Below are 10,435 nucleotides of genomic sequence, written 5' to 3' on the forward strand. Positions count from 1 at the left end.
AGCGACCCGAACAAGCATAAAATCGTTACTCGGCTTTCGCTTCGCCGTTTTTCACTTCGCCCATGGCTTTCAGCTTTTTAGAGATATCGCGGCGTTCTTTAGAGATCTCGGCGTTTTTGATGATGTAGTCATCAACACGATCTTCATAATCGCTTTTCATGCTGGCAATGATGCCCTGAATCGCTTCCACGCTCATACCAGGCTTGATGTAGTCGCTCAGGTTGTCCAACAGCAGAACGCGTTTCTGGTTGTCACGGATCTTTTTCTCAACGTCCTGGATTTCACGTTGCAGTTTGTTTTTACGACGGAACAGACGAACAAATTCCAGCACGTCCTGGAAAGAAGGCTTGGTAGTTTCCATTTTTACACCCCTGATAATGTGAGATTCGGATTCGTTAAAACAACGGCTAAAGTGGGTCAACATTACTTTCATGCCCGCCATACTTCAAGTTGCATCTGCATCGACAATGCATGGTTGAAACCTGAGTTATCGAGGGTAAAGCCATTGCAGTTACCAATGGTTTTAGCCTTTTTCAGTATCATACCTCTAATCTTTGCTGAATCGAAGCAGCAGTAGAACCAATCCCCTCATCTGCTCTTTATTTGCGCAGTGCGCGACAGATTAAATGTGAGAGTAACTCCAGCTGTCGAGCCATCTCCATGTTCAACCAAACGTAGCCGTGAATGGGCGTTTCTGCGACATTATCGCCTTTATGCTCAGCAATAAGCTGACGCAGCTCTGCCACGGTGTCATTGAGCTTTTCCGTATTGGCAAGCACCGGCTGCGGATTACCTTCATACAAGGCGTGGGTTATTGTCAGTAGTGCCTGCTGGGTCCTGAGCTGAGTTTCACGCAGCGTATGCGCATTCAACATGACAAAGTGGCTGGTACGGCTGGCCCACAGCGCATTAATTTGCAGCTCGAGCATGCAGACCAGATTGCGATTCACCGTCTGAATAGCCTCAAAGATCGACTTTTGAATGCGGGTTTCCTTGCTGGCAGGAGCGATGAGCCCACGCATTTTGACAACGTCGCTCAACAGTTGTTGTAAATGCTTTTCCAGCCGCGGTTGCTCGAGCAGATTGGGGGATAGCGCGGCCTGATACACCCGATTGTACCCCGTGACACAATGCGCCAGTTGGATACGCCAGTGTATAAATGCCCGCTGCGGCCAGATGCCGGTAAACAGCATCGCCAGTAACGACCCCAGAATAACATCACCACCGCGCCATAACGCGGTATTCATATCTCCGGCAGGCGCACCCACGACCACGGCAAGCGTTATGCCAATCAGCAGCGCCTGATACGGCCTTTTACCCAGCGCCAGCCAGCCGCAGAGAAACATCGCTACCGCGCACCATATCAGCATTAACGGCAGCGAGAAGAGTTCCAGACGCAGGGCAACCAGTCCCAGGACCGAGCCCAGGATCGTGCCGCCTATACGTTCAAAGGCCCTGGGAACAACGTTACCCCAAAAAGATATTGGCCCCATGATCACCACCAGCGTGATCAGAGGCCATGTACCTTCGGGAATGTTTAACAGGCGAACCAACAGAAAAGTAAGGAGAAACGCCAGCGCAATGCGAATACCATGCACCACACGATAATGACGATACAAACGAATTTCAAAAGGACTCAGCGATTTGTCTGCACGCACTCATGCACTCCGTCAGGGAATAGCAAAGAAGCGAATTGTACCTGTTTTTAGCGTGAAAAGATCATCCTGATTTACACCCCAAACAGTTACTTCGTCTGCACTGGCACGTACATTTCAATGTCCCAGTAACCGTCCTCCATGCCATTGTTCATATAAACTTCAAAGCAGGGTTTAGCGGCTATCGCATAAGTCGTATCCTGCAACAGGCGCTCGAAGAACTGATACCAAGGCGTCGCAAAATCGTGATTCTCAACGCGCGCAACGGCGACAGCATAGTCGCCACCCGCCAGTTCGGTGAGGATCACCCCTTCGCTGTTTTCCGGGATTTCAAAACCTTCAGGCACAGAAACCACGGTATCACAGCGCAGTTTTTCCGCAGGAACAACATCAGGATTGTCGTAATAAACAGCAATCCATTCCAACGGCACAATCTGTTTACCGTCGACCCACTTCATTAATTGCTCAAACCCCTGCTTCACCGTTTGTTCCCACGGTCCAACCATATGGAAACCGGCAATCATGCGTTTATCGACCAGCTTTATCTCGTACTCCATACAACCTCCACCGTTACACTGTATTTATATACAGTGTAATTTCTGGCTATGTCGGCCACAAGGAAATAGTGATTATTATGTGAGCAGATTCGCACTCTTGCCAGTCAGACGCATCAGGAAAAACTACGCCTTGTGGTAGAAATAATCGCTCAGGCGCGAGAAAACGCCGCCTTCGCCGACGGATTCCAGCGTAACCAGAGGCCAATGCGCCACCAGCTTATCCCGATCGTAGAGTTCAATTTCCCCCACACGTTGATGCGCAGCGATGGGAGCAACCAGCTCTTTCTTATCAAGGACATATTTTGCTTTGATGTTAGGGACTTCTGCTTTAGGCAGGGCCATCCAGAAATCCTGCTCGGTTCCGAGGCTGATTTTTTCTTTATCGCCATACCAGATCCGTTCAGTGCCAACCTGCTTACCGCTACGCAAAACCTGCACTGTATCGAAGTTGTGTTGCCCCCATTGCAGCAGTTTACGCGCCTGATCTTCGCGCCCTTTCGCACTCTCCGCACCCATCACCACTGCAATCAGACGGCGCTGACCATCGACGGCGGAAGCAATCAGGTTAAACCCGGCACCGGACGTATGCCCTGTCTTCAGGCCATCAACGTTCATGGTTTTATCCCACAACAAGCCGTTACGGTTTTGCTGTGTGATGCCGTTCCAGGTAAGGCTTTTCTCACTGTACATATGGTAGAAATCCGGTTCCCCGTGGATGATAGCGCGAGACAACACGGCCAGGTCGTACGCCGAGCTATGCTGACCCGGCGCATCCAGACCATGTACCGTTTCAAAATGGGTGTCCTGCAGGTTCAGTTTTTGCGCATAGTTGTTCATCATCGCGACAAACTGCGGCTGCCCTCCGGCGATGTAATCCGCCAGTGCCACGCAGGCATCATTACCGGAATCAACAATTAACCCACGGCTGAGGTCACGTACCGAAACGCGATCCCCTTCTTTCAGGAACATCAAGGATGAACCGACAAATACCGGATTATCTTTTGCCCATGCATCGCGCCCGACGGTCACAATATCTGTCGGACTAATACGCTTGCTGTCAATTGCGCGATCGACAACATAGCCAGTCATCAGTTTCGTCAGGCTGGCAGGATTGCGCTGCTGGTGTTCATTACCGGCTGTCAGGATTTGGCCCGTGGTGTAATCCATTAACACCCATGCCCCGGCAGTAATCGCAGGAGGTTGTGGGGCGAAGCTCACGGCATCGCTCGCGTAGGCGGGCGAAAAACTCATCGTTAATAGTGAAGCGGCAATAAACAAACGGCGTTTCAACAGCATGTCCTCAGGAAAGGGAGAAATAGCCGTTCTTTTTACGGAAGTTCTGTCGAACAAACATGGATAAATTGCAAGAAAATGTGACATAAGGCACATTTTCTTGCTATCAGGAAAGGGTTTCAGAGACAAATCTCGCAGGAACTACCCTTTACGCGGCGCGGTCTCTGCGTGATGACTGCGATGGCGGTGATAACCATCGATCATACTGCGAAAAATTTGCCCTGGCGTGTCACCCAGCGTGCACAGGTAAATATGCGCGCAGATGAACAGTAAGCCCACAATCGCTAACGCCATATGCAGCACCAGCATCACCGGCCCCGCCCCTACCACCTGCGGGTAGAGACATAGCAACCCGGTGATGATCAGTAGTGGAACCAGTGCGTACATGATGGCCAGGTAGGCCAGCTGTTGCAGCGGGTTAAATTTGTCCTCTGCCGTTGCGGCAAACGGGTGCGGCTCACCTTTCATAATGCCATACAGATAAAAGCGTGTTTGCAGTAGGCAGCGTGATATCAACCCGCTAAATTTCACGCGATAATGGCAGCCGTTGCCGCTGGTTGCGTTTATTAACACAAAGCCAACCCAGAAGGCCAGCAATGCGAAGCCACACCAGGTATGTACCTGCACCATTAAGGCCACCGGTCCGACAGAAAAGTGCCCAAACAGGCCGCTCAGCAGAAGCAGGATAAAGAGCAGCGCATTACCCCAGTGCCAGCGGCGGACCGCCAGCGAATAAAGGTAGTCCCGATGCTCTTCCCCGGTTGCCGTTTTGGGCGCCAGCATCCGACGTAACAGCGCGTGCGTGACCAGACCCGCAATCATCAGCACAATAATAACGCCTGCATAAATGAGCCACAGCGGCCAGTAGTCCGGCGCATAGTGAAGCTCTGCTCCCCAGATAGAATTCATACATTACCCTCCTGATGGCTCTCTTTACGCCGATAGACACTTACCGGGCCGCTACGCGTATCCTGCTGGCGATAAACCTCTTTTTGATTAATCCAGTGCTGAATTTCCGGGTCATCGCGACGACCAAATTTCAGCGCATCCGTCGGACAAACGGAAACGCAGGCTGGCGATTGTCCGACCTCCAGGCGAGTATCGGCGCAGAAGTTACATTTGTCGGCAATCCCCGTTTGTGGGTTGAGGTAGCGGACATGGAACGGGCAAGCGGCAACGCAGTAGTCACAGCCAATACAGCGAGACTTATCCACTTGCACAATGCCATTTTCGTCACGAAATGAAGCACCGGTAGGACAGACGCTGACGCACGGCGCATCTTCACAATGCTGACAGGAAACGCGAACAAACTGGAAGTGGGACAGCACCTCGGGTTCATGTTCGGGTGAACGGATCTGCACTTGTAGGCGACTAAATCCCTCCGGCACGTCATTCAGTACCTTGCAGGCAACCGTACACGCCTGACAGCCAATACAGCGTTTCTCGTCATGCAGCATGACATAAGGGTTTGTTGATTGATTCATGATGTTCTCCTTTCTCATGCCCGACGAAGCGTGACGCCAGCGGTGTGCACCACCGTACCGGAAACCGGACTGGTAACATGCGGAAGCAAATTACCGCAGTGAATACCGTGCGTCGTCGCCGCTGTTTTAGCTCCCGCCTTGGCGCCAAATCCCATATAAACGAACAGCGTATCGGGTCGTATTCCGGCAGTAACCAGTGCTTTGCCTTTTTCCTTACCGGTCGCATTTTCCAGCCAAATCTCATCGCCGTTTTTGATGCCTCTTTCACGGGCCGTTTGCGGGTGGATCCACACCGCGTTATCCCACATCAGCTCACTCAGCAGTGGTACATATTGCGTCGCGCCGTTGGTATGCACCGCAACTTTTCCCTGAATAAAATAGAGTTCATTGTCGCCTTTGAGGGCAAAATTGCGGGCGCGCGGAATACCGTAGCCAGGCAAAAGTGCTTCCAGCTCTTCAGAGTAGAGTTCAATTTTTCCAGACGGGGATTTAAAGCGCAGTTGCTCGCCATAGGTACCGTCGCCATCAACCGCCACTGCGCCCGGATAACGCGCCACAAACTGACGCACCGCTTCAGGTTCCCGCAGCAGCAGCGGAATCCCCCACTCCCGATATCCTTTCTGACGCAGTTCAGCGGAAAGCGCATGATCACCATTAAGCTGGTACAGCTGCCGCGTCTGCATATCCTGCCAGGGGTAGAACTGCCCAAGACCTAACTGCACGGCCAGCTCTTTCCAGATTTGCCAGCTCGGACGCGCATCCCCAATCGGCTCTACAACCTGCTGGCGCAGGGCATAGGCCGGATTCAGGCCCGACATGTCAGAGACTTCTTCATCGCGTTCAAGGTAGGTGCATTCGGGTAACAGATAATCGGCATATGCCGCGCTTTCGCTTAAATAGACATCGCAACTGACCACCAGATCGAGTTGTTCGACGGTTTTGACCAGATCAGGCCGACAGGTCACGGTTTGGAAAGGATTGTGGCGGGACATAATCCATCCCTTCACCGGATACGGCGTCTGGTTTAACACGGCATCGATGATGCTTTGCACCACGCCGCCGCCCGCCGCGATGTACTTGAATTGTGGGGCAACCAAATCGATGCGCTGCGCCGTTGGCTTGGGCAATTTGGCATCAGGTTTTGCCAGCACCGGAGCGACCTTCTCTCCGGCCAGCTTATTGTAGGTTGCCGCGGCTTTTTTCTGGTACAAGCCCCCTTCACGCTCAATATTTCCCAGCAGCGCATTGAGGGTGAAAATCATACGCCGCATATCAATTTCTTCTTGCGAAAACGTCGCGCGATGGCCAGGGCTGACGATAGCATGAGGCGCACAGGCGGCCATTTCGCGGGTGACCCGAACAATAACATCAGCAGGCACGTCAGCTTGATTTTGCGCCCATTCCGGCGTGGTCTCTTGTACCGCTTCGGCCAGTTGGTCAAACCCTGTGGTGTAGCGCGCTACGAAGTCCGCGTCATACAGATGTTCATTAATCATGACGTGACACATGGCCATTAACACCGGCAAGTCGCCGCCCGGCTTGAGCGCATGCCATTCATCCGCCTTGCTGGAGAAGACTGACAAACGGGGATCGAAGCTGACCATTTTTGCGCCCTTTTCCTGCGCGGTCATCAGTTCATGCGTTTCGGCAACCTCAATACCTTCATAGAGATTGTGGCCAAAAGAGACCATATAACGGGTATTGGCGATATCCATAGCCAAATCGCCGCCCATCATCACTTTGGCGGCAATCGATTTTCCGGCAGGGCATGTCGAGGCATGCGTAAAGGTGTTTGGCGATCCAAACGCCGTTGCCAGCTGAAATAAATGACCCGAAAGCGAACCGGATTTGGAAGAGAATACGACCCCCTGAGGACCATGCTGCGCTTTTATTGCCATCATTTTTTCGGCAATTTCTTTGTAAGCCTGTTGCCAACTAATAACCTGCCATTCTCCGCTGCCGCGAGGCCCTGTGCGTTTCATGGGTTTGACAATACGGTGCGGGTCGTTGACCAGGCTAACACCACTGCCTCCGCGTGCGCAGACACGCGTGCCCTGTTGAGTCGCATTAGGGTTCCCCTGAATAAAAACCGTCTTGTTATTAATTACCTGTGCCTGTATTGGGCAACGATAAGAACACATTTCGCACAAGCTTGGCGTCAGGGATGTTTTCCCCTTAATGCTCTCTGGAGAATTTCGCGCCAGTGCGCCAGGCGGAAAACTGCCTATCGCGCAGGCCGAGCAACCGATACCCACTCCTCGCAAAAAATTACGCCGACTAATGCTCATATAACCTCCTGTTATTAGATATATCCAATTATTATATGGTGTTTAAATTATTAATTTTTAACCTCACTCACATTTCATTAGAATATAGAGCAGCTAACCGCCAAAATAAAAACCCATTGTTTATAAAAGAATTTTAAAATTTCCAGAACACAACAAATCAGCACTAAATAACAATAATGGTTCTCATTTATATTATTTATCAGCTCATAGATTTCAGAAAATTTATTCCAGTAATTTCCCTTAACAGTGCAAAATTTATTAATCAATTCTATTAAAGCCTGTTCATCTCAATTTTATTGCGTACATCATTCAGCATTGATAATCGCTTTGCTGATTACCTCGCTATTTTTTGGTATTCTTGGACGAGCGCTAAATTGATCCCGGACATAACTGAACAATGAATGACGGCAAGCAGCAACCTGGTTTTCTCTTTCACGATTACGGGAAAAACCCTTCAATTAATTGATTTTAATTGGATTTGATGCCATTGAATTCAAAATATGTACTAAAAACTGTACTCAAAACTCTGTACTTTTAATTTGACTGGCTGCCACCACCTGCATAATACTGTATACAATCACAGTAAGTGGGAGATTCAGTTATGTTTGTTGAATTGATATACGACAAGAGAAATGTTGAAGGTTTAACTGGCGCCAGAGAGATCATCCTGGCTGAGCTGACAAAGCGAGTGCACCAGATTTTCCCTGATGCCGAAGTGAAGGTGAAGCCGATGCAGGCAAACGGCTTGAATAGCGATGCCAGTAAAAGCGATCGGGAAAAGCTGAACCGCATGCTGGAGGATATGTTTGAAGAAGCCGATATGTGGCTGGTATCTGAGTTCCCGACAGTTCGCCAGGTTGGGCTGTAAAGTTGTGCAGGCTGCCTGCATCGATCTTTACCGGCGGCCTGCATCATGTCTACCCCCTGCCTGCAGGAAATTTTCGGTATAGTGTTGACACTCCTACATCGTAAATTATTGCCACGCGCTGACGCGTTTCCCCCGCAGCAATTAATCTCCCTGCCTGCGCCCACTGTTCATCCGTTAGTTTTGGCCTACGGCCACCAATGCGACCTTCCGCGCGCGCAGCTTCTAAACCTGCACGGGTGCGTTCGACAATAAGCTCCCTTTCCATCTCCGCCAACGCCCCCATGACATGGAAGAAGAATCTGCCCATAGGTTTGCTGGTATCGATGCTATCTGTCAGGCTCCGGAAGTTAACCCCTTTCTCCCGCAGTTCCTCCACTAACACAACAAGATGTCGCATGCTTCGCCCAAGCCGGTCCAGTTTCCACACTACCAGCGTATCGCCTTCAGATAGCGTCCGGAGCACCTTTTTTAATCCTGGTCTGTCGGACACCTTACCACTGATCTTGTCTTCGAAAATCAGCTCACATCCTGCACACTCGAGCGCGTTTCGCTGAAGTGCAGTGTTCTGGTCATTAGTTGACACCCTCACGTAGCCAATAAGCATGAGTTTCCTTCCTCCAAAAGGCCGGAATCATGCCACCTGAGCGATAAATGATCATTATTAAAAACGTTGGTTTGGGAACAGCGGCGAAAAAGGATGTGGGTACCGGATCGGGACAAATCCCGGACATGAGCAAATGGACATCGCTGAAAGCGGATTACGGGTGGCGGTTGACTCCAGACGGATTTCTGGAGCAGTGGGGGCGCGGTAATTATGGAAACGGCGATGGGGACTTTGTCATTCCGTTCCCGAATCGTTGTGTGTTCGTTTTGATTAGCTCAGATCCGAATGACACGTCATATGCTGAGATTTCACAGGCATTCCCTGTCAGTAACTCAAAATTCAGAGTTGGCTGCGCAACCGCAGAGGGTAATAACGTGAATCCGGCAAATTTGACATGTAACTGGTATGCGAAGGGGTGGTGATAATGAATATTTACTTTTATAGCGCGTCAACGAATCAATTTTACCCGACAGTGTTACTCGACGCATACCGTGCGAATGGCGTTTTGCCTGATGATATTAAGCCCGTCGATGACGATATGGCTCTGGAGTTTTTAGGGGTGCCTCCGGAGGGAATGAAGCGTGTTGTGGGTAGCAATGGGCTACCCACGTGGGGAATGGCAAACTAAACGGACAGTTCAGGCCATTTGATATCGGGGGCTTTTGATGTATCAACCCGCATCAACATCACCCGGTATTTTTTCCATTCAGACAAAGCGGCGGTTTCTTCTTCCGTCGCTATACCCGCGTCAACCGCATCCTGCCGCCAGGCAATTTCTGAATCCGCCTGAGCGCGCAATTGTGCTTTACGAAACTCAGCTTCAGCGATTTTTTCACCTTTTAGCTTTACTTCATCAGTAACCCAGGCGCTGCCATTCCATTTGTCAAAAGGTGTGGCTGGCGCAAGTGGCGTTGTATTGTCAGGGTAATCACCGAGGATTTTCACTTCAATTGGCTGGCCGCTCTCTGTGCTGTAAACCGTTTCGCCGCGATGGTCATCGACTAACTCCCACTTATCGCCGACACGGATTATCGCTTTTCCCGCTTCATCGGCCGGGGGTTCATCAATATATGCACCAGCAGGTAAGCCAGCAGTTGCCGGGATAAACTCATCAATAAAGCCGATATATTCCCCATCAGGTTTTGTCAGATAGCAAACAATCCATCCTGAAGTTTCTGCAAATCCCTGCGCATTAAGCGTGATGTATTCTTTCATTATTGCGCTCTCACGATGTAATTAAATGCCACGCTTTTAACGCGGTTCTCAGCAGCGGTTGGAACTTGAGTCGCAGCATTAATATTTAAGTTTCTGTAGGAAATACTCAGTCCTGTTCCACTCTGCCACGAGGTGATTCCAGTACCGGTGTAGGTAATGACGCCCGTCGCTAAATCTGGGTTTCCTGTATAGACGTTCGCGGCACTGCCAATAATGTTTCGGATCGCATCCCCCTGTTCGCTTAAAAGCGCCCGTCCGGTATCAATACCCCTTCCATCATCCCAGCCACGAATAGTTTGCGCACGTAAGTCGGGCAAGACTCCGGACGGGTACGCAAGGGCAAGCTTAGGGTTTGCAACCTTATCAAATGTTGCACCGTTCATTTTCAGAAAGCCGGTCGGCGGTGTTGCCAGCGGCCAGGGAATTGGAGTCCCAACCGGGAGCATAGAGCCTTCTCCCAGACCAAGGTAT

The 10,435-nt window shown here is 50.6% G+C and carries 13 protein-coding genes; 3 read left to right on the forward strand and 10 right to left on the reverse strand.

Annotated features, from left to right (window positions below; all coding sequences use genetic code 11):
* Positions 1-25: 25 nt before the first annotated feature.
* The 7 genes from OGW44_RS20865 to phsA all read right to left on the reverse strand — a co-directional run bounded on the left by OGW44_RS20865 (position 26) and on the right by phsA (position 7,277).
* A complete protein-coding gene (locus tag OGW44_RS20865; protein WP_003834176.1) occupies positions 26-361 on the reverse strand; it encodes a DUF496 family protein in 336 nt (111 codons plus the stop codon).
* Between the two features lie 238 nt (positions 362-599).
* Complete coding sequence (locus OGW44_RS20870; RefSeq protein WP_016156885.1) at positions 600-1,658, reverse strand: FUSC family protein; 1,059 nt, start codon at positions 1,656-1,658, stop codon at positions 600-602.
* 86 nt (positions 1,659-1,744) lie between these two features.
* Entirely contained in the window at positions 1,745-2,212 is a 468-nt protein-coding gene (sbmC, locus tag OGW44_RS20875) for a DNA gyrase inhibitor SbmC (RefSeq protein ID WP_049270736.1), read from the reverse strand.
* 123 nt (positions 2,213-2,335) lie between these two features.
* The gene (gene dacD / locus OGW44_RS20880) at positions 2,336-3,508 is read right to left on the reverse strand and encodes a serine-type D-Ala-D-Ala carboxypeptidase DacD (protein ID WP_185654821.1); all 1,173 of its coding nucleotides are present in this window, start codon (positions 3,506-3,508) and stop codon (positions 2,336-2,338) included.
* Between the two features lie 138 nt (positions 3,509-3,646).
* Complete coding sequence (gene phsC / locus OGW44_RS20885) at positions 3,647-4,414, reverse strand: thiosulfate reductase cytochrome B subunit (protein ID WP_185654822.1); 768 nt, start codon at positions 4,412-4,414, stop codon at positions 3,647-3,649.
* Positions 4,411-4,989 (reverse strand): thiosulfate reductase electron transport protein PhsB, encoded by a 579-nt coding sequence (gene phsB, locus OGW44_RS20890; RefSeq protein WP_019077108.1) that lies wholly within the window; start codon positions 4,987-4,989, stop codon positions 4,411-4,413. The genes phsC and phsB overlap by 4 nt, the downstream gene beginning before the upstream one ends.
* A gap of 14 nt (positions 4,990-5,003) precedes the next feature.
* Entirely contained in the window at positions 5,004-7,277 is a 2,274-nt protein-coding gene (gene phsA / locus OGW44_RS20895) for a thiosulfate reductase PhsA (RefSeq protein WP_185654823.1), read from the reverse strand.
* Between the two features lie 601 nt (positions 7,278-7,878).
* On the opposite strand from phsA, the gene OGW44_RS20900 reads away from it, so the two are divergent.
* A complete protein-coding gene (locus OGW44_RS20900) occupies positions 7,879-8,145 on the forward strand; it encodes a DinI family protein (RefSeq protein WP_109017589.1) in 267 nt (88 codons plus the stop codon).
* Between the two features lie 49 nt (positions 8,146-8,194).
* Here OGW44_RS20900 and OGW44_RS20905 read toward each other — a convergent pair whose 3' ends face one another.
* The gene (locus OGW44_RS20905; protein WP_286454281.1) at positions 8,195-8,749 is read right to left on the reverse strand and encodes a recombinase family protein; all 555 of its coding nucleotides are present in this window, start codon (positions 8,747-8,749) and stop codon (positions 8,195-8,197) included.
* Between the two features lie 47 nt (positions 8,750-8,796).
* On the opposite strand from OGW44_RS20905, the gene OGW44_RS20910 reads away from it, so the two are divergent.
* Together OGW44_RS20910 and OGW44_RS20915 are read left to right on the forward strand one after the other, a co-directional pair.
* Positions 8,797-9,171 carry a gp53-like domain-containing protein gene (locus OGW44_RS20910; protein WP_286454284.1) on the forward strand — a complete coding sequence of 125 codons (375 nt, stop codon included), beginning with the start codon at positions 8,797-8,799 and terminating at the stop codon, positions 9,169-9,171.
* Between the two features lie 2 nt (positions 9,172-9,173).
* Positions 9,174-9,377 carry a tail fiber assembly protein gene (locus tag OGW44_RS20915; protein WP_124021222.1) on the forward strand — a complete coding sequence of 68 codons (204 nt, stop codon included), beginning with the start codon at positions 9,174-9,176 and terminating at the stop codon, positions 9,375-9,377.
* Here OGW44_RS20915 and OGW44_RS20920 read toward each other — a convergent pair.
* Together OGW44_RS20920 and OGW44_RS20925 are read right to left on the reverse strand one after the other, a co-directional pair.
* Positions 9,374-9,964, reverse strand: a complete 591-nt coding sequence (locus OGW44_RS20920; protein ID WP_286454286.1) for a tail fiber assembly protein — start codon at positions 9,962-9,964, stop codon at positions 9,374-9,376. The genes OGW44_RS20915 and OGW44_RS20920 overlap by 4 nt on opposite strands.
* A partial coding sequence (locus OGW44_RS20925; protein WP_286454125.1) for a tail fiber protein occupies positions 9,964-10,435 on the reverse strand: 472 nt, incomplete at its 5' end. The genes OGW44_RS20920 and OGW44_RS20925, both read right to left, overlap by 1 nt.

This window comes from Citrobacter sp. Cb023, assembly GCF_030336805.1.
Taxonomy (GTDB): domain Bacteria; phylum Pseudomonadota; class Gammaproteobacteria; order Enterobacterales; family Enterobacteriaceae; genus Citrobacter; species Citrobacter braakii.